28 protein-coding genes are annotated in these 18574 nt (G+C 57.1%); 27 read left to right on the forward strand and 1 reads right to left on the reverse strand.

From position 1 onward, the window contains the following. Positions 1-15: 15 nt before the first annotated feature. The 25 genes from rpsS to bfr all read left to right on the forward strand — a co-directional run bounded on the left by rpsS (position 16) and on the right by bfr (position 13178). Positions 16-291, forward strand: a complete 276-nt coding sequence (rpsS, locus tag HX866_RS16390) for a 30S ribosomal protein S19 (RefSeq protein WP_002555486.1) — start codon at positions 16-18, stop codon at positions 289-291. A gap of 11 nt (positions 292-302) precedes the next feature. Beyond that, on the forward strand, positions 303-635 hold the full coding sequence (gene rplV / locus HX866_RS16395) for a 50S ribosomal protein L22 (RefSeq protein ID WP_003103908.1): 333 nt from the start codon (positions 303-305) through the stop codon (positions 633-635). A 13-nt stretch (positions 636-648) separates the two neighbouring features. Further along, positions 649-1335: a 30S ribosomal protein S3 gene (rpsC, locus tag HX866_RS16400; RefSeq protein ID WP_007970424.1), complete on the forward strand. Its 687-nt coding sequence runs from the start codon at positions 649-651 to the stop codon at positions 1333-1335. Positions 1336-1347: 12 nt separating this feature from the next. Further along, positions 1348-1761, forward strand: coding sequence for a 50S ribosomal protein L16 (gene rplP / locus HX866_RS16405; RefSeq protein ID WP_003232424.1), 414 nt, complete (start codon positions 1348-1350; stop codon positions 1759-1761). Then, positions 1761-1952 carry a 50S ribosomal protein L29 gene (gene rpmC / locus HX866_RS16410; protein ID WP_002555481.1) on the forward strand — a complete coding sequence of 64 codons (192 nt, stop codon included), beginning with the start codon at positions 1761-1763 and terminating at the stop codon, positions 1950-1952. The genes rplP and rpmC overlap by 1 nt, the downstream gene beginning before the upstream one ends. Positions 1953-1954: 2 nt before the next feature. After that, a complete protein-coding gene (gene rpsQ / locus HX866_RS16415; protein ID WP_003194644.1) occupies positions 1955-2221 on the forward strand; it encodes a 30S ribosomal protein S17 in 267 nt (88 codons plus the stop codon). A gap of 23 nt (positions 2222-2244) precedes the next feature. Then, positions 2245-2613, forward strand: a complete 369-nt coding sequence (gene rplN / locus HX866_RS16420) for a 50S ribosomal protein L14 (RefSeq protein WP_011063774.1) — start codon at positions 2245-2247, stop codon at positions 2611-2613. Between the two features lie 11 nt (positions 2614-2624). Then, positions 2625-2939, forward strand: coding sequence for a 50S ribosomal protein L24 (gene rplX / locus HX866_RS16425; RefSeq protein ID WP_071553151.1), 315 nt, complete (start codon positions 2625-2627; stop codon positions 2937-2939). A gap of 20 nt (positions 2940-2959) precedes the next feature. Beyond that, positions 2960-3499: a 50S ribosomal protein L5 gene (gene rplE, locus HX866_RS16430; RefSeq protein ID WP_040071276.1), complete on the forward strand. Its 540-nt coding sequence runs from the start codon at positions 2960-2962 to the stop codon at positions 3497-3499. Positions 3500-3512: 13 nt separating this feature from the next. Then, a complete protein-coding gene (gene rpsN / locus HX866_RS16435; protein WP_100944356.1) occupies positions 3513-3818 on the forward strand; it encodes a 30S ribosomal protein S14 in 306 nt (101 codons plus the stop codon). Between the two features lie 210 nt (positions 3819-4028). After that, positions 4029-4421 carry a 30S ribosomal protein S8 gene (gene rpsH, locus HX866_RS16440; protein WP_177095597.1) on the forward strand — a complete coding sequence of 131 codons (393 nt, stop codon included), beginning with the start codon at positions 4029-4031 and terminating at the stop codon, positions 4419-4421. A gap of 12 nt (positions 4422-4433) precedes the next feature. Further along, positions 4434-4967, forward strand: a complete 534-nt coding sequence (rplF, locus tag HX866_RS16445) for a 50S ribosomal protein L6 (protein ID WP_003176412.1) — start codon at positions 4434-4436, stop codon at positions 4965-4967. Positions 4968-4977: 10 nt separating this feature from the next. Next, positions 4978-5328, forward strand: a complete 351-nt coding sequence (gene rplR / locus HX866_RS16450) for a 50S ribosomal protein L18 (RefSeq protein ID WP_003186037.1) — start codon at positions 4978-4980, stop codon at positions 5326-5328. A 3-nt stretch (positions 5329-5331) separates the two neighbouring features. Continuing rightward, on the forward strand, positions 5332-5832 hold the full coding sequence (gene rpsE / locus HX866_RS16455; RefSeq protein ID WP_003186035.1) for a 30S ribosomal protein S5: 501 nt from the start codon (positions 5332-5334) through the stop codon (positions 5830-5832). 2 nt (positions 5833-5834) lie between these two features. Beyond that, the gene (rpmD, locus tag HX866_RS16460) at positions 5835-6011 is read left to right on the forward strand and encodes a 50S ribosomal protein L30 (RefSeq protein ID WP_010438202.1); all 177 of its coding nucleotides are present in this window, start codon (positions 5835-5837) and stop codon (positions 6009-6011) included. 3 nt (positions 6012-6014) lie between these two features. Continuing rightward, positions 6015-6449, forward strand: coding sequence for a 50S ribosomal protein L15 (gene rplO / locus HX866_RS16465; protein ID WP_007924183.1), 435 nt, complete (start codon positions 6015-6017; stop codon positions 6447-6449). Next, a complete protein-coding gene (secY, locus tag HX866_RS16470; protein ID WP_177095600.1) occupies positions 6450-7778 on the forward strand; it encodes a preprotein translocase subunit SecY in 1329 nt (442 codons plus the stop codon). It abuts the gene before it with no gap. Positions 7779-7802: 24 nt separating this feature from the next. Next, entirely contained in the window at positions 7803-7919 is a 117-nt protein-coding gene (gene rpmJ, locus HX866_RS16475; protein ID WP_002555468.1) for a 50S ribosomal protein L36, read from the forward strand. Between the two features lie 129 nt (positions 7920-8048). Then, complete coding sequence (rpsM, locus tag HX866_RS16480; RefSeq protein ID WP_003186020.1) at positions 8049-8405, forward strand: 30S ribosomal protein S13; 357 nt, start codon at positions 8049-8051, stop codon at positions 8403-8405. A 30-nt stretch (positions 8406-8435) separates the two neighbouring features. Continuing rightward, the gene (rpsK, locus tag HX866_RS16485; RefSeq protein ID WP_007924177.1) at positions 8436-8825 is read left to right on the forward strand and encodes a 30S ribosomal protein S11; all 390 of its coding nucleotides are present in this window, start codon (positions 8436-8438) and stop codon (positions 8823-8825) included. Between the two features lie 18 nt (positions 8826-8843). Next, positions 8844-9464, forward strand: a complete 621-nt coding sequence (gene rpsD / locus HX866_RS16490; protein WP_017123253.1) for a 30S ribosomal protein S4 — start codon at positions 8844-8846, stop codon at positions 9462-9464. Between the two features lie 22 nt (positions 9465-9486). Further along, positions 9487-10488, forward strand: coding sequence for a DNA-directed RNA polymerase subunit alpha (locus HX866_RS16495; protein WP_003176403.1), 1002 nt, complete (start codon positions 9487-9489; stop codon positions 10486-10488). A gap of 42 nt (positions 10489-10530) precedes the next feature. Continuing rightward, positions 10531-10917 (forward strand): 50S ribosomal protein L17, encoded by a 387-nt coding sequence (rplQ, locus tag HX866_RS16500; RefSeq protein WP_100944360.1) that lies wholly within the window; start codon positions 10531-10533, stop codon positions 10915-10917. Between the two features lie 191 nt (positions 10918-11108). Beyond that, positions 11109-12557, forward strand: coding sequence for a catalase (locus HX866_RS16505; protein WP_177095603.1), 1449 nt, complete (start codon positions 11109-11111; stop codon positions 12555-12557). 156 nt (positions 12558-12713) lie between these two features. Further along, entirely contained in the window at positions 12714-13178 is a 465-nt protein-coding gene (gene bfr / locus HX866_RS16510) for a bacterioferritin (protein WP_177140112.1), read from the forward strand. Positions 13179-13363: 185 nt separating this feature from the next. On the opposite strand, the gene uvrA is transcribed toward bfr, so the two are convergent. Further along, entirely contained in the window at positions 13364-16198 is a 2835-nt protein-coding gene (gene uvrA / locus HX866_RS16515) for an excinuclease ABC subunit UvrA (RefSeq protein WP_177095606.1), read from the reverse strand. A gap of 189 nt (positions 16199-16387) precedes the next feature. Between uvrA and HX866_RS16520 the strand changes: the two genes are divergently transcribed. Both HX866_RS16520 and HX866_RS16525 read left to right on the forward strand, forming a co-directional pair. Beyond that, complete coding sequence (locus HX866_RS16520) at positions 16388-17785, forward strand: MFS transporter (RefSeq protein WP_177095608.1); 1398 nt, start codon at positions 16388-16390, stop codon at positions 17783-17785. Positions 17786-17794: 9 nt separating this feature from the next. Next, positions 17795-18319: a single-stranded DNA-binding protein gene (locus tag HX866_RS16525; protein ID WP_177095610.1), complete on the forward strand. Its 525-nt coding sequence runs from the start codon at positions 17795-17797 to the stop codon at positions 18317-18319. Positions 18320-18574 lie beyond the last annotated feature (255 nt).

Consider the following 18574-nt stretch of genomic DNA (forward strand, 5'->3'; position numbering starts at 1 on the left):
TAGAGGGATACGACAGTGCCACGTTCTCTGAAAAAAGGTCCTTTTATTGATCTTCACCTACTGAAGAAGATCGAAGTGGCGGCGGAAAAGAACGATCGCAAACCAGTTAAGACCTGGTCGCGCCGTTCCATGATCCTGCCACAAATGGTCGGTCTGACCATTGCTGTGCATAACGGTCGTCAACACGTCCCCGTTCTCGTGAACGAAGACATGGTCGGCCACAAACTGGGCGAGTTTGCCGGTACCCGCACTTATCGTGGGCACGTGGCAGACAAGAAAGCCAAGCGTTAAGGGGTTAGGAAATGGAAGTAGCCGCTAAGTTGTCGGGCGCTCGAATCTCCGCCCAGAAAGCCCGCTTGGTCGCCGACCAGATCCGCGGGAAGAAGGTGGGCGAAGCGCTCAACCTGTTGGCTTTCAGCAGTAAGAAAGCCGCCGAGATCATGAAAAAAGTGCTGGAGTCGGCCGTAGCCAACGCCGAGCATAACGAAGGCGCAGACGTTGATGACCTGAAGGTCAGCACCGTTTTCGTCAACGAAGGGCGTTCGCTGAAGCGCATCATGCCCCGTGCCAAAGGCCGGGCTGATCGCATCGTCAAGCGGTCTTGCCATATCACTGTCAAGGTTGCTGACAAGTAACGGAGTCGAAGAGATGGGTCAGAAAGTACATCCCATTGGCATTCGCCTGGGAATCGTCAAGGAGCACACCTCCGTCTGGTACGCAGACGGTCGGACTTATGCGGACTATTTGCTCGCAGATCTGAATGTGCGTGAGTACCTCCAAGACAAACTAAAAAGCGCGTCCGTAAGCCGTATCGATATCCATCGTCCGGCTCAAACTGCACGCATCACCATCCACACCGCTCGTCCAGGTATCGTTATCGGGAAGAAGGGTGAGGATGTTGAGAAACTGCGTCAGGACCTGACCAAGCAAATGGGTGTGCCTGTGCACATCAATATCGAAGAGATCCGTAAGCCGGAGCTCGACGGTATGCTGGTTGCCCAGAGCGTAGCTCAGCAGCTGGAGCGTCGTGTGATGTTCCGTCGCGCCATGAAGCGCGCCGTACAGAACGCCATGCGCATTGGTGCCAAAGGCATCAAAATCCAAGTGAGCGGTCGTCTCGGCGGTGCTGAAATCGCACGTACTGAATGGTATCGCGAAGGTCGTGTGCCACTGCACACCCTGCGTGCCGACATCGACTATGCCAACTACGAAGCTCACACCACCTACGGTGTGATCGGTGTAAAGGTTTGGATCTTCAAAGGCGAAGTAATTGGTGGTCGCCAAGAAGAACTGAAACCACAAGCACCAGCGCCTCGTAAAAAAGCTGCTAAGTAAGGGGTACGCCAAATGTTGCAACCAAAGCGTACGAAGTTCCGCAAGCAGATGACAGGCCACAACCGTGGTCTGGCTCAGCGCGGTAGCAAAGTCAGCTTCGGCGAGTTCGCGCTGAAGTCTGTTGCTCGTGGTCGTCTCACCGCTCGTCAGATCGAGTCAGCGCGTCGTGCTCTGACCCGTCACGTAAAACGTGGCGGCAAGATCTGGATCCGTGTATTCCCGGACAAGCCGATCTCCAAAAAGCCCCTCGAAGTTCGGATGGGTAAAGGTAAGGGTAACGTGGAATACTGGGTTGCCCAGATTCAGCCAGGCAAAGTCCTGTATGAAATCGAGGGTGTTACTGAAGAGCTGGCGCGTGAGGCTTTTGCCCTGGCTGCTGCAAAGCTGCCGCTCGCCACCGCCTTTGTTAAACGGACGGTGATGTGATGAAAGCGAATGAACTTCGTGAAAAATCAGCACAGCAGCTGAACGAGCAACTGCTCGGCCTGCTGCGCGACCAGTTCAATCTGCGTATGCAGAAAGCAACTGGCCAGTTGGGGCAGTCTCACCTGCTCTCGCAAGTTAAGCGCGACATCGCTCGTGTGAAGACTGTGCTCAACCAGCAGGCAGGTAAGTAATCATGGCTGAAGCCGAAAAGACCGTCCGTACGCTGACTGGCCGTGTTGTCAGCGACAAAATGGACAAGACCATCACCGTTCTGATCGAGCGTCGCGTAAAGCACCCGATCTACGGTAAATACGTTAAGCGTTCGACTAAGCTGCACGCGCACGACGAAACCAACCAGTGCCACATCGGCGACAAGGTCACGATTCGTGAAACTCGTCCGATGGCCAAGACCAAGTCTTGGGCCCTGGTTGATGTTCTCGAACGCGCTGTGGAAGTCTAAGGACTAGGGGTCGGAGAAATTATATGATTCAGACTCAATCCATGCTCGATGTGGCCGATAACAGCGGCGCTCGCCGCGTTATGTGCATCAAGGTGCTGGGTGGCTCCCATCGTCGTTACGCTGGTATCGGTGACATCATCAAAGTAACCGTCAAGGAAGCAATTCCGCGCGGTAAAGTGAAGAAAGGCCAAGTGATGACTGCTGTTGTAGTCCGCACTCGCCATGGCGTCCGTCGTGCTGACGGCTCCATCATCCGCTTTGATGGCAACGCTGCTGTTCTGTTGAACAACAAGCAAGAGCCGATCGGCACCCGTATCTTTGGGCCAGTGACCCGTGAACTTCGTAATGAGAAGTTCATGAAGATCGTCTCGCTCGCCCCAGAAGTGCTGTAAGGAGATCCGACATGCAAAAGATTCGTCGTGACGACGAGATCATCGTGATCGCCGGCAAAGACAAAGGTAAGCGCGGTAAGGTGCTTAAGGTTCTCGCTGATGACCGTCTGGTCATCGGTGGTCTGAACCTGGTCAAGCGTCATACCAAGCCTAACCCGATGTCGGGCGTACAGGGCGGTATCGTCGAAAAAGAAGCGCCACTGCACGCTTCCAACGTCGCCATTTTCAACGGCGAAACCAACAAGGCTGACCGCGTTGGTTTCAAAGTAGAAGACGGCAAAAAAATTCGTGTCTTCAAGTCGACCCAAAAAGCGGTTGATGCTTGAACACTGCTAGGTAGAAGACCATGGCACGACTGAAAGAGATTTACCGGAAGGAAATCGCTCCGAAGCTTAAGGAAGAACTTAAGCTGGCGAACGTGATGGAAGTTCCGCGCATTACCAAGATCACCCTGAACATGGGTCTGGGCGAAGCGATCGGCGACAAAAAAGTCATCGAGCACGCTGTTGCTGACCTGGAGAAGATCACCGGCCAGAAAGTCGTTGTGACTCACGCTCGTAAATCCATCGCTGGCTTCAAAGTCCGCGAAGGATGGCCGATCGGCGTCAAAGTGACCCTGCGTCGCGATCGTATGTATGAGTTCCTGGATCGTCTGCTGTCGATCTCCCTGCCTCGGGTTCGCGACTTCCGCGGCCTGAATGCCAAGTCCTTCGATGGTCGTGGTAACTACAGCATGGGCGTGAAAGAGCAGATCATTTTCCCGGAAATCGATTACGACAAGATCGATGCTCTGCGCGGTCTGGACATTACCCTGACCACCACTGCTAAGAACGATGATGAAGGTCGCGCATTGCTGCGTGCTTTCAAATTCCCGTTCCGCAACTGATTGGAGTAGGAAAATGGCCAAGAAGAGCATGAAAAACCGTGAGCTGAAGCGTCAGCTCACCGTTGCCAAGTACGCCACCAAGCGTGCAGCACTGAAAGCTATCATCGTTGATCTGAACGCAAGTCCAGAAGCACGTTGGGAAGCTTCGGTAGCCCTGCAGAAGCAGCCACGTGACGCCAGCGCTTCGCGCATGCGTAACCGCTGCCGCATCACTGGTCGTCCGCACGGCGTTTACCGCAAGTTCGGCCTCGGCCGTAACAAGCTGCGTGAAGCGGCCATGCGTGGTGACGTACCAGGTCTGGTTAAAGCCAGCTGGTAAGCCACACTGCCCAAGTCACGGCAGTCGGTCTCGCAAGAACCGACCGCCGGTGACCTTGAGTTTGAATCAAGCCCCTTTTGGGGCTTGATTCATTTCTGGGGTGTGTCTAGAATGACCGGCTCGCCTGAGCCCGCACTTTTTGCGTGTGGAACGCTCGGCGACAGTTGTAGCCGCAAGGCTAATATTTTTTGTATCAGGAGCGTCTAGCCCATGAGTATGCAGGACCCGTTAGCGGACATGCTAACTCGAATCCGTAATGCCCAGATGGCTGAAAAGGCCGTTGTAAGCATGCCGTCTTCCACGTTGAAGGTGGCTGTAGCTAAAGTCCTGAAGGACGAAGGCTATATCGCGGGTTTTCAGATCACCACCGACGCTAAGCCGTCGTTGTCCATCGAGCTGAAGTACTTCGAAGGCCGTCCGGTCATCGAGGAAGTGAAGCGCGTTAGCCGTCCAGGCCTGCGTCAGTACAAGTCCGTTGAAGATCTGCCGAAAGTTCGTGGCGGTCTTGGCGTGTCTATCGTCTCCACCAACAAAGGTGTGATGACGGATCGTGCTGCGCGCGCTGCCGGTGTCGGCGGCGAAGTTCTTTGCACTGTGTTCTAAGGGGGGATAAGCATGTCTCGCGTCGCTAAGAACCCCGTTAAGCTGCCAGCCGGTGTCGAAGTCAAATTCGCAGGCCAACAGCTTTCGGTGAAGGGTGCCAAGGGTACTCTTGAACTGAACATCCATTCGTCCGTTGAGATCGTTGAAGAAGCTGGTGAGCTGCGTTTCGCTGCTCGCAATGGCGATCAACAAACTCGCGCAATGGCAGGTACCACGCGTGCGTTGGTAAACAACATGGTCCAAGGCGTAAGCCAAGGCTTCGAGCGTAAGCTCCAGCTGGTCGGTGTTGGTTACAAAGCGCAAGCAAAAGGCACGGTTTTGAACCTGGCCCTTGGCTTCTCGCACCCAGTGGATTACGAACTGCCGGAAGGCATCACCGCTGAGACCCCTAGCCAAACCGACATCCTGATCAAGGGTATCGATAAGCAGCTGGTAGGTCAGGTGGCCGCTGAGATCCGCGACTTCCGTCCACCAGAGCCGTACAAAGGCAAAGGTGTGCGCTACGCGGACGAAGTCGTCCGTCGTAAAGAAGCCAAGAAGAAGTAGGGCATAGCAAATGACCGACAAAAAAGTTACTCGACTGCGTCGCGCTCGCAAAGCACGCCTGAAAATGCACGAACTCGAAGTCGTGCGTCTCTGCGTGTTCCGCTCTTCGCAGCACATCTATGCCCAGGTCATTTCGGCCGACGGCAACAAAGTCCTGGCAAGTGCCTCGACTTTGGACAAAGAACTGCGTGATGGTGCCACTGGCAACATCGACGCGGCCACTAAGGTTGGCCAGCTGGTCGCTACGCGTGCTAAAGCCGCTGGCGTCTCGCAAGTGGCTTTCGACCGCTCTGGCTTCAAGTACCACGGCCGCGTCAAGGCGCTGGCTGATGCTGCTCGTGAAGCTGGGCTGGAGTTCTAAGTTATGTCAAATAACGACCAAAAGCGCGACGAAGGCTACATCGAGAAGCTGGTTCAAGTTAACCGTGTAGCCAAAACCGTTAAAGGCGGCCGTATCTTCACCTTCACCGCGTTGACCGTGGTTGGTGATGGTAAGGGCCGTGTAGGCTTCGGCCGTGGCAAGTCACGTGAAGTGCCTGCTGCGATCCAGAAGGCTATGGAAGCTGCTCGCCGCAACATGATCCAGGTGGACCTGAACGGTACCACTCTGCAGTACGCCATGAAGTCCGCCCACGGCGCTTCGAAGGTTTACATGCAGCCTGCTTCTGAAGGTACCGGTATCATCGCTGGCGGCGCTATGCGTGCTGTCCTCGAAGTTGCTGGCGTTCAGAACGTTCTGGCCAAGTGCTACGGCTCGACTAACCCGGTAAACGTGGTTCACGCCACTTTCAAAGGTTTGAAGGCTATGCAGTCTCCTGAATCCATTGCCGCCAAGCGTGGCAAAAGCGTCAAGGAGATCTTCTGATCATGGCTACCGTTAAAGTTACGCTGATCAAAAGCATGACCGGCCGCATCCCTAACCACAGACTGTGCGTTAAGGGTCTGGGTCTGCGTCGCATCGGTCACACTGTAGAAGTCCTGGATACTCCCGAGAATCGCGGGATGATCAACAAGGCTTACTACATGCTGCGTGTAGAGGGTTAATCGATGAAACTCAATGATCTGAGTCCAGCGCCGGGTTCCCGTCGCGAAAAGCATCGTCCGGGCCGTGGTATCGGTAGCGGTTTGGGTAAGACTGGTGGCCGCGGCCACAAAGGTCAGACCTCCCGCTCCGGTGGCACCATTGCTCCAGGCTTTGAAGGCGGCCAACAGCCGCTGCATCGTCGTCTGCCGAAGTTCGGTTTCGTTTCCCTGAAAGCCATGGACCGCGCAGAAGTGCGTCTGTCCGAGCTGGCCAAAGTGGAAGGCGACATCGTCACCGTGCAGTCCCTGAAAGATGCCAACGTGATCAACCAGAACGTACAGCGTGTGAAAATCATGCTGTCGGGCGAAGTGACTCGCGCTGTAACTATCAAGGGCATCGCAGCCACCAAAGGTGCGCGTGCGGCTATCGAAGCAGCTGGCGGCAAGTTCGAGGAATAAATGGCTAAGCAAGGTGCTCTCTCAGCGCTCAGCAAAGGCGGGTTATCCGAGCTCTGGGCTCGACTGCGTTTTCTATTCCTGGCGATTATCGTCTACCGGATAGGCGCGCACATCCCAGTTCCTGGTATCAACCCGGACCGGCTGGCGGACCTGTTTCGACAGAATGAGGGGACCATTCTTAGCTTGTTCAACATGTTTTCCGGCGGCGCGCTGGAGCGGATGAGCATCTTTGCACTGGGGATCATGCCGTACATTTCGGCATCGATCATCATGCAGCTGATGTCCGCTGTCAGCCCGCAGCTGGAGCAGTTGAAGAAGGAAGGTGAGGCTGGTCGTCGTAAGATCAGCCAATACACCCGCTATGGCACCGTCGTCCTGGCACTAGTCCAAGCCATTGGCATGTCCATTGGTCTGGCTAATCAGGGCGTCTCGTTTAGTGCTGGCATCAGCTTCCATTTCGTCGCGGTGTCCACTTTTGTGGCCGGCGCGATGTTCATGATGTGGTTGGGCGAGCAGATTACCGAGCGCGGTGTTGGTAACGGTATCTCGATGTTGATTTTTTCGGGTATCGTCGCCGGTCTTCCGAGAGCAATCGGGCAGTCTTTCGAGTCTGCACGTCAGGGCGATATCAACATCTTCGCGCTGGTTGCCATCGGTTTGCTGGCAGTAGCGATCATCGGTTTCGTGGTGTTCATTGAGCGTGGCCAGCGTCGTATTGCTGTTCACTACGCCAAGCGTCAGCAGGGCCGCAAGGTCTTCGCTGCGCAGACCAGCCACTTGCCGCTGAAAGTGAATATGGCCGGTGTTATTCCTGCTATCTTCGCGAGCAGCATCTTGCTGTTCCCGGCTTCGCTGGGTGCCTGGTTCGGTCAGTCTGAAGGTATGGGCTGGTTGCAGGACATCTCGCAGTCGATCGCTCCTGGTCAGCCGTTGAATATTCTGCTGTTTAGTGCAGGGATTATTTTCTTCTGCTTCTTCTATACGGCGTTGATGTTCAATCCGAAAGACGTAGCGGAAAACCTGAAGAAGTCCGGTGCCTTTATTCCGGGTATCCGTCCAGGCGAGCAGTCGGCGCGCTACATTGATGGCGTTCTGACCCGTTTGACCATGTTCGGTGCTCTTTATATGACGGCCGTGTGCCTGCTGCCCCAGTTCCTGGTGGTTGCAGCAAACGTTCCGTTCTACCTTGGCGGGACCTCGTTGCTGATCGTGGTCGTGGTTGTGATGGACTTCATGTCCCAAGTACAATCGCACCTCGTTTCGCACCAGTACGAATCCCTGATGAAGAAAGCCAACCTGAAGGGTTACGGCAGCGGCATGCTGCGCTGACCCATAAGGTTCGAGGAGTTGGTGATGAAAGTTCGTGCATCGGTGAAAAAGCTGTGCCGTAACTGCAAGATTATTCGCCGCGAAGGTGTGGTTCGAGTAATTTGCAGCGCGGAACCGCGTCACAAACAGCGCCAAGGCTGAGTGTGATCTGCTTGAAGCCCAGCAGCTAGTGCGCTGCTGGGTTGATTATTTGTTATTACAGCGATATTATCTCGCGCCCTATTTCTTGGCTTCCGGGGCGTAGGTAGCTGTCAATTGGAGTCCCACTGAATGGCCCGTATTGCAGGCGTTAACATTCCAGATAACAAGCACACTGTTATCTCGCTGACCTACATCTATGGTGTTGGTCGCACTACTGCACAGAAAATTTGTGCAGTGACTGGGGTAAACCCAGCCGCAAAGATCAAGGATCTGAGCGACGAGCAGATTGAACAGCTGCGTGGCGAAGTGGCGAAGTTCACCACTGAAGGTGACCTGCGTCGCGAAATCAACATGAAAATCAAACGCTTGATGGACTTGGGCTGCTATCGCGGTCTGCGCCATCGTCGTGGTCTGCCAGTACGCGGTCAGCGTACCAAGACCAACGCGCGTACTCGCAAAGGTCCGCGTAAGCCGATCCGCAAGTAATCGCACCAGCGAATCGACAGGAATCTAGTCATGGCAAAACCTGCTGCTCGTCCTCGTAAGAAAATTAAAAAGACAGTGGTTGATGGCATCGCCCACATCCACGCGTCTTTCAACAACACCATCGTGACCATCACCGACCGTCAAGGTAACGCGCTTTCTTGGGCTACCTCCGGTGGTTCGGGTTTCCGCGGTTCCCGCAAGTCCACCCCGTTCGCTGCTCAAGTAGCTGCTGAACGTGCTGGTCAAGCTGCGCTGGAATATGGCCTGAAAAACCTCGACGTTAACGTCAAAGGTCCAGGTCCAGGTCGTGAGTCCGCTGTCCGTGCTTTGAACGGCTGTGGCTATAAGATCGCCAGCATCACCGACGTGACGCCAATCCCGCATAACGGGTGCCGTCCGCCGAAGAAGCGCCGCGTGTAATCCAGGAGATTGTAAAGAATGGCTCGTTACATTGGTCCAAAATGCAAACTGGCTCGTCGCGAAGGCACCGATCTCTTCCTGAAGAGCGGCGTGCGCGCTATCGAATCCAAGTGCAACATCGAAGCAGCACCTGGTATCCACGGCCAACGCCGCGGTCGCCAGTCCGACTACGGCACCCAACTGCGTGAAAAGCAGAAGGTCCGTCGTATTTATGGCGTTCTTGAGCGTCAGTTCAGCGGCTACTACAAAGAAGCTGCCGGCCGTAAAGGCGCAACCGGTGAGAACCTGTTGCAACTGCTCGAATGCCGTCTGGACAACGTTGTATACCGTATGGGTTTTGGCTCGACTCGTGCCGAATCCCGTCAACTGGTATCGCACAAGTCGATCAGCGTTAACGGCAAAACCGTCAACGTCCCGTCCTACCAGGTTCGTGCTGGTGACGTGGTAGCTATTCGTGAGAAGGCTAAGAATCAACTGCGCATTGTCCAGGCTCTCGATCTGTGTGCCCAGCGTGGCCGCGTAGAATGGGTAGAAGTGGACACTGAGAAGAAGTCGGGCGTTTTCAAGAACGTTCCTGCTCGCAGTGACCTCTCCGCCGACATCAACGAAAGCCTGATTGTCGAGCTCTACTCCAAGTAAGGGCTAGAAAATAGGTGCATCCATGCAGATTTCGGTAAATGAGTTCCTGACACCCCGTCACATTGACGTGCAGGTTGTCAGTCCAACCCGCGCTAAAATCACCCTCGAGCCTCTCGAGCGTGGTTTTGGCCACACCCTGGGCAACGCGCTGCGCCGCATCCTGTTGTCCTCAATGCCAGGCTGTGCAGTAGTCGAGGCCGAGATTGACGGTGTGCTCCACGAGTACAGCGCCATCGAAGGTGTACAGGAAGACGTCATTGAAATCCTGTTGAACCTTAAAGGTCTGGCTATCAAGCTGCACGGCCGTGACGAAGTTACGCTGACCTTGTCGAAGAAGGGTTCGGGGGTGGTTACCGCTGCCGATATTCAGCTGGATCATGATGTCGAGATCGTTAACCCCGATCACGTAATCGCCAACCTGGCGTCTAACGGCGCCTTGAACATGAAGCTCACCGTAGCTCGTGGTCGTGGTTATGAACCAGCAGACTCGCGTCAGAGCGATGAAGACGAAAGCCGCAGCATCGGTCGCTTGCAGCTCGATTCTTCGTTCAGCCCGGTTCGCCGTATCGCTTACGTGGTGGAAAACGCCCGTGTCGAGCAGCGTACCAACCTGGACAAGCTGGTTATTGATCTGGAAACCAACGGTACTCTGGATCCTGAAGAGGCTATCCGCCGTGCTGCAACCATTCTGCAACAGCAGTTGGCTGCGTTCGTCGACCTCAAAGGTGACAGTGAGCCAGTGGTAATCGAGCAGGAAGACGAGATCGATCCGATCCTGCTTCGCCCGGTTGACGATCTGGAACTGACTGTACGTTCGGCTAACTGCCTTAAGGCGGAAAACATCTACTACATCGGCGACCTGATTCAGCGTACCGAAGTAGAGCTGTTGAAGACTCCGAACCTGGGCAAGAAATCCTTGACTGAAATCAAGGACGTTCTGGCCTCCCGCGGTCTGTCCCTCGGCATGCGCCTCGACAACTGGCCGCCTGCAAGTCTTAAGAAGGACGACAAGGCGACTGCCTGATCGTCGTAATCACCGAACGTAGTGTTTGGTAAGGAATGAACCATGCGTCATCGTAAAAGTGGTCGTCACCTGAGCCGCACCAGCTCGCACCGCAAGGCCATGTTTCAAAACATGGCGGTGTCGCTGTTCGAGCACGAGCTGATCAAAACGACTCTGCCAAAAGCCAAAGAACTGCGTCGCGTTGCTGAGCCGCTGATCACTCTGGCCAAAGTAGATAGCCTGGCTAACCGCCGTCTGGCTTTCGACCGTACTCGTTCGAAAGCTATCGTTGGTAAGCTCTTCAACGACCTGGGCAAGCGTTACGCTACCCGTGAGGGTGGCTACCTGCGCATCCTCAAGTGCGGTTTCCGCACTGGCGACAACGCGCCTATGGCGTATGTCGAGTTGGTTGATCGTGCTACTGCCGGCGAAGCTGTATCTGCCGAGTAAGACGTCAGTCTGAAACAAGAAACCGGGCCTAGCGCCCGGTTTTTTGTGTCTGCTATTAAATAATTGGTCTTCGATAGCGTTGTTCTATGGATGACAATTGCTTAATGAATTTGTGGGTGTCATGTTGATGGTCAATACTCCTCCTCAGCCGATTAGCCGGCAGCACCAAGACCGAGAGAGGAAGGACAAGCATGAGCCAGAACAAAACGCTGACCACCGCCAGCGGCGCGCCCGTTGCGGACAACCAGAATTCCCGTTCCGCTGGCCCCCGCGGCCCACTGCTGCTCGACGATTTTCACCTGATCGAGAAGCTTGCTCACTTCAACCGTGAAAACATCCCTGAGCGCCGTGTACATGCCAAGGGCTCGGGCGCCTACGGGACCTTCACCGTTTCCAAAGACATTACCCACTACACCAGCGCCAAGCTGTTCGAATCCGTGGGCAAGCAGACTCCAACCTTCCTGCGCTTCTCGACGGTGGGTGGCGAGCGCGGTTCGGCTGACACCGAGCGCGATCCACGGGGTTTTGCCCTGAAGTTCTACACCGAGGAAGGCAACTGGGACATCGTCGGCAACAACACGCCGGTGTTCTTTATCCGCGACCCGCTGAAATTCCCCGACTTTATCCACACCCAGAAACGTCTGCCGCAAAGCAACCTGAAAAGCGCGCAAATGATGTGGGACTTCTGGTCGCACTCGCCCGAGGCGCTGCACCAGGTCACCATCCTGTTCTCGGACCGTGGGATCCCTGACGGCTACCGTCACATGCACGGCTTCGGCAGCCACACCTACAGCTTGATCAACGCCAAAGGCGAGCGTCACTGGGTGAAGTGGCACTACAAGACCAAGCAAGGTATCAAGAACCTGGCACCGGCCGAGGCTGCACGCCTGGCGGGCACCGATCCGGACTACGCCCAGCGTGATCTGTTCGGCGCCATTGAGCGCGGTGACTTTCCGAAATGGAGCGTTTGCATCCAGGTGATGACCGAAGCCCAGGCTGCGGCGCATTACGAGAACCCGTTCGACGTGACCAAGACCTGGTCGCAGAAAGAGTTCCCGTTGATCGAAGTCGGCGAACTGGAGCTCAACCGCAACCCGCTGAACTACTTCGCTGAAGTCGAGCAGGCCGCTTTTGGCCCGAGCAACATGGTGCCGGGTGTCGGTCTGTCGCCGGACCGCATGCTGCAAGGTCGCGTCTTTGCCTACGCGGATGCCCACCGCTACCGTGTCGGCACCAATCACCAGCAACTGCCGGTGAATGCCCCACGCAGCCCGGTCAACAGCTACCAGCGTGATGGCTCCATGGCCTTTGGCAGCAACGGTGGCGCTGCGCCGAACTACGAGCCCAACAGCTACGTCGAAGCGCCCAAACAGGCTCCTCGCTACGCTGAGCCGGCTTTGGCCCTCAGTGGTGCGGCGGATCGTTACGATCACCGCGAAGATACCGACTACTACAGCCACGCCGGTGCATTGTTCCGCCTGATGAGTGCCGAGCAGAAAGCGCTACTGATCAGCAATATCGCCGGTGCGATGTCGGGTGTTTCCAGTGATGTGGTCGAGCGTCAGTTGCAGCATTTCTTCAAGGCTGATCCGGCTTACGGCACCGGTATCGCCAACGCTTTGGGCGTAGTGCTGAACTAAGTCTAAACGAGAAGCAGAACCGCCCTCAGTTAGGGCGGTTTTTGCGTTTTTTCGGCTGCTTTTCTCTGAAAATCTTCACTTTGTTTGCGTTTTTCCAGTGACCTTCCGGTCAGCATGGTCCAAAATACAGACTTTCAAGCAGGGAGATGTAGGGCTATGCAAGGTAACCAGGCCGTAGTCGATTACCTCAACACGTTGCTGACCGGTGAACTGGCAGCCCGTGATCAATATTTCATCCATTCGCGGATGTATGAGGACTGGGGCTTCAGCAAGCTCTACGAACGCATCAATCACGAAATGGAAGAAGAGGCACAACACGCCGATGCGCTGATGCGCCGGATCCTGATGCTGGAAGGTACTCCGCGCATGCGTCCGGACGACCTGGACATCGGCACCAGCGTGCCTGACATGTTCGCCGCCGACCTGCGTCTGGAATACAAGGTCCGTGCCGCGCTGTGCAAGGGCATTGAACTTTGTGAGTTGCACAAGGATTACGTGACTCGCGAGATCCTGCGCCAGCAGTTGGCCGATACCGAGGAAGATCACACCTACTGGCTGGAGAAGCAGTTGGGCCTGATCAAGTCCATCGGGTTGGAGAACTACCTGCAATCGAAGTTCTGAGGATGGCCGGTGCTGCGCACCGGATCGCCAGCAAGCTGGCTCCTACAGGTCCTGTGTTCGCCCACGGTCTTGCGAGCAACGCATAACCCCCTGTAGGAGCCAGCTTGCTGGCGATAGCGATTCCAGCCCCGACAAAAAAAGCCCCTGTCATCCTTCAATGACAGGGGCTTTTTCATTTCGCCGACTTAGGCCCGATCACGCAGCAACAGCGGCTTCAGGTAATACCCGGTATGGGATTGTGGCATTTCCGCGACTTGCTCCGGTGTACCGACCGCAATGATCTGCCCACCCTTGGAACCGCCCTCAGGCCCGAGATCCACCAACCAGTCGGCGGTCTTGATCACGTCCAGGTTGTGCTCGATCACCACCACGGTGTTGCCGTGGTCGCGCAGGCGGTGCAGCACGTCCAGCAACTGCTGGATATCCGCGAAGTGCAGGCCGGTGGTCGGCTCGTCGAGGATATACAGGGTCTTGCCGGTGTCGCGCTTGGACAGCTCGCGGGACAGCTTGACCCGCTGCGCCTCGCCGCCGGACAGGGTGGTCGCCGACTGCCCCAGCTTGATATACGATAAACCCACATCCATCAGGGTCTGGAGTTTACGGGCCAGCGCCGGCACCGCGTCGAAGAACTCGCGGGCCTCCTCGATGGTCATCTCCAGCACTTCGTGGATGCTCTTGCCCTTGTACTTGACCTCAAGGGTTTCGCGGTTGTAGCGCTTGCTCTTGCACACGTCGCACGGCACATAGATGTCCGGCAGGAAGTGCATCTCCACCTTGATCAGGCCATCGCCCTGGCAGGCTTCACAACGCCCACCCTTGACGTTGAACGAGAAGCGCCCCGGACCGTAACCCCGTGAACGGGACTCCGGCACACCGGCGAACAGTTCGCGGATCGGCGTGAACAAACCGGTGTAGGTGGCCGGGTTCGAACGCGGGGTACGACCGATGGGGCTCTGGTCGATATCCACCACCTTGTCCAGGTGCTGCAGGCCGTTGATGCTGTCGTGGGCCGCGGCCTCCAGCGTCGTCGCGCCATTCAGTGCGGTGGCACTGAGGGGGAACAGGGTGTTGTTGATCAGCGTCGACTTGCCGGAGCCGGACACGCCGGTCACGCAAGTCAGCAGACCCAACGGGATCTCCAGGTCGACATTGCGCAGGTTGTTGCCACGGGCGCCCTTGAGATGCAGTGCCAGCTTCTTGTTACGCGGTGTGCGTTTGGCCGGGACTTCGATCTTCACGCGGCCGGACAAGTACTTGCCGGTCAATGAGTCAGGGTGGGCCATCACCTCGGCCGGAGTACCTTCGGCGACGATATGTCCACCATGCACGCCGGCACCCGGGCCGATGTCGACCACATAGTCCGCCAGGCGGATCGCATCTTCATCGTGCTCGACCACGATCACCGTGTTGCCGATATCGCGCAGGTGCTTCAGGGTGCCGAGCAGGCGGTCGTTGTCCCGCTGGTGCAAGCCGATGGACGGCTCGTCGAGGATGTACAACACCCCCACCAGGCCGGCGCCGATCTGGCTGGCCAGGCGAATACGCTGCGCTTCGCCACCGGACAGGGTGTCGGCACTGCGATCCAGGGAGAGATAGTCCAGGCCGACGTTGACCAGGAACTGCAGGCGCTCGCGGATTTCCTTGAGGATCTTGTCGGCGATTTCCCCGCGACGGCCGGTCAGCTTCAGCACGGCAAAGTATTCGCAGGCATCGCCGATCGGCAGGTTGGTCACCGCCGGCAGGGTCTTCTCGCCGACCCACACGTGCCGCGCCTCGCGACGCAGACGGGTGCCACGGCAATCCGGGCAGGGTTGGGTGCTGAGGAACTTGGCCAGCTCTTCACGTACGGTCGCCGACTCGGTTTCGCGGTAACGACGCTCCAGGTTCGGCACGATGCCTTCGAACGGGTGGGAGCGCTTGACGATATCGCCACGGTCGTTGAGGTACTTGAAGTCGACGTTCTGGCTGCCGCTGCCTTGCAGGAGGAGCTTCTGCTGTTCCGCCGGCAGCGTATTGAACGGCACTTCCAGGCTGAAGCCATAGTGGGACGCCAGCGACCCGAGCATCTGGAAGTAATAGACGTTGCGCCGATCCCAGCCGCGTATCGCACCTTCGGCCAGGGTCAGCTCGCCATTGACCAGGCGCTTGGTGTCGAAGAACTGCTTCACCCCCAGGCCGTCACAGGTCGGGCAGGCGCCGGCGGGGTTGTTGAAGGAGAACAGCTTGGGTTCCAGCTCGCTGATGGCGTGACCGCAGATCGGGCAGGCAAAACGCGCGGAGAAGATCATTTCCTCGCCGGGTTCGTCGTCCATCGGCGCCACCAGGGCGATGCCGTCCGCCAGCTTCAGCGCGGTCTCGAAGGACTCGGCCAAGCGCTGTTGCAGATCGCCACGGACCTTGAAGCGGTCGACCACCACATCGATGGAGTGCTTCTTCTGCTTGTCGAGCTTGGGCACTTCGTCCAGCTCGCAGAGCCGGCCGTTGACTCGCGCCCGGACAAAACCCTGGGCCCGCAGCTCTTCGAACACCGACAGATGTTCGCCCTTGCGCTCGCGGATCACCGGCGCCAGCAACATCAGCTTGGAGCCTTCGGGCTGGGCCAGCACCAGGTCGACCATCTGGCTGACGGTCTGGGCTTCCAGCGGGATATCGTGGTCCGGGCAGCGCGGGGTGCCGACACGTGCATATAGCAGGCGCAGGTAGTCGTAGATCTCGGTGATGGTACCGACCGTCGAGCGCGGGTTATGCGACGTCGACTTCTGCTCGATGGAGATCGCCGGCGACAGGCCTTCGATGGTGTCGACGTCGGGCTTTTCCATCATCGACAGGAATTGCCGGGCATAGGCCGACAACGATTCCACGTAACGGCGTTGCCCTTCGGCGTACAGGGTGTCGAAGGCCAGGGACGACTTACCGGACCCGGACAAGCCGGTGATCACGATCAGCTTGTCCCGGGGCAGGGTCAGGTCGATGTTCTTCAGGTTGTGGGTTCGAGCCCCACGAATCAGGATCTTGTCCAAGATGGCCTCGCACGGCGGGCGGTAAACGCAGGAGTATAAAGTGAAATACTGGATGGATGCACACTATCAGACGACTGTGTCGCCGTCATGCATGACACGCGTAAAAGTGCGACGCGACAAAGCGTCGCCCTATACCCCCTCAATCGATGGGACTGGTAGAATCGCCGCCGGTTCACACGAGGTTTTTCCATGCACGATCCCCACAGCGAACGCATGAGTGGCAGCGAGACCCGCGCAGCAAGCGGTCTGGCCCTGGTGTTTGCTTTCCGTATGCTTGGCATGTTCATGGTGTTGCCGGTTCTGGCTACTTACGGGATGGATCTCGCGGGGGCGACACCGGCCCTGATTGGCTTGGCGATTGGTGCTTATGGCCTGACCCAGGCGGTTTTCCAGATTCCTTTCGGGATCATTTCCGACCGCATCGGCCGACGCCCGGTGATCTACCTGGGGCTGGTGGTATTCGCCCTGGGCAGCTTGCTCGCGGCCAATGCCGATTCGATCTGGGGCGTGATTGCCGGCCGGGTCCTGCAGGGCGCCGGGGCGATTTCCGCTGCGGTCATGGCCTTGCTCTCGGACCTGACCCGCGAACAGCACCGGACCAAGGCCATGGCGATGATCGGCATGACCATTGGTCTGTCGTTCGCCGTGGCGATGGTGGTCGGTCCCTTGCTGACCCGTGCCTTCGGTTTGTCGGGATTGTTCCTGGCCACCGGCGGCATGGCATTGCTGGGGATCCTGATCATCGCCTTGATGGTGCCGCGTTCCACTGGTCCGTTGCAGCATCGTGAGTCCGGAGTGGCCCGCAAGGCGTTGCTGCCGACCCTCAAGCATCCCGACCTGTTGCGCCTGGACCTGGGGATCTTCGTCTTGCACGCGATGCTGATGTCCAGCTTCGTGGCCTTGCCCCTGGCCCTGGTGGAAAGAGCCGGGTTGCCCAAGGAGCAGCACTGGTGGGTGTACCTGACCGCGCTGCTGATTTCCTTCTTCGCCATGATCCCGTTCATCATCTATGGCGAGAAGAAACGCAAAATGAAACGAGTTTTACTCGGCGCCGTGACGACCTTGATGCTCACTGAGCTATTCTTCTGGGAGTTCGGCGACAGTTTGCGGGCCCTGGTGATTGGTACGGTGGTGTTCTTTACCGCGTTCAATCTGCTGGAAGCTTCCTTGCCATCGCTGATCAGCAAGGTTTCACCGGCGGGCGGCAAGGGCACGGCGATGGGGGTGTATTCCACCAGCCAGTTCCTCGGTTCCGCGCTCGGCGGGATCATGGGCGGCTGGATGTTCCAGCATGGCGGTTTGTCGGCGGTTTTCCTTGGATGCGCCGGTCTGGCTGCCCTCTGGCTGGCCTTTGCTGTTACCATGCGCGAACCTCCCTATGTGACGAGCCTGCGCGTGCCGTTATCGCCCGAAGCGATCCGCGAAGCAGGTCTGGTCGAGCGCCTTAAGGCGATCGTAGGGGTAACCGATGCAGTAGTGGTGGCCGAAGAGGCTGCCATTTACATCAAATTGGACACCGAATTGTTGGATCGCACGACCCTTGAGCGCCTGGTCAATGAACCAGCGCCACAAGCGTGCGAAGCCTAGGAGAACGTTATGGCCCGTGGGGTTAACAAAGTCATATTGGTCGGCACGTGCGGCCAGGATCCTGAAGTTCGCTACCTGCCCAATGGCAACGCCGTGACCAACCTGAGTCTGGCGACCAGCGAACAGTGGACCGACAAGCAGACCGGTCAGAAGGTCGAGAAGACCGAGTGGCACCGTGTGTCGATGTTCGGCAAGGTTGCCGAGATTGCCGGCGAGTACCTGCGTAAAGGTTCGCAGGTCTACATCGAAGGCAAGCTGCAGACTCGCGAGTGGGAAAAAGACGGTATCAAGCGTTACACCACTGAAATCGTCGTCGACATGCAAGGCACCATGCAGCTTCTGGGCGGCCGTCCACAACAGGGCGACCAACAAGGCGGTGGCTACGATCAGTCCGCACCACGTCAGCAGGCTCCTCGCCAGCAAGCTCCGCGTCCACAGCAGTCGGCCCCGCAGCAATCGCGCCCGGCGCCACAGCAGGCCGCACCGCAGCCGGCTCCGGATTTCGACAGCTTTGATGATGATATTCCGTTCTAAGAGCTGTTGCTGATACACAAAAGGCCCTTGGTTAACAGCCAGGGGCCTTTTGTTTTGAGCGGTGTTCCGCCTTGGGCTGGCGGGGTTACAGCATTCCTCATGCCTGAGACGGTATTTGGATATTAAATTTTCCACAAAAAAACCACCTTTTCGAGGCGTTTTTTTTACATTTTTACTTTCACAGAAAGGGTATTAGCCCTGTCGCTTAGGTAGAGTTCTGTTCTCCGATCCTAGGCCATGTGGCGAGGGTTTTAT

The organism is Pseudomonas gingeri, assembly GCF_013386165.1.
Taxonomy (GTDB): Bacteria; Pseudomonadota; Gammaproteobacteria; order Pseudomonadales; family Pseudomonadaceae; genus Aquipseudomonas; species Aquipseudomonas gingeri_C.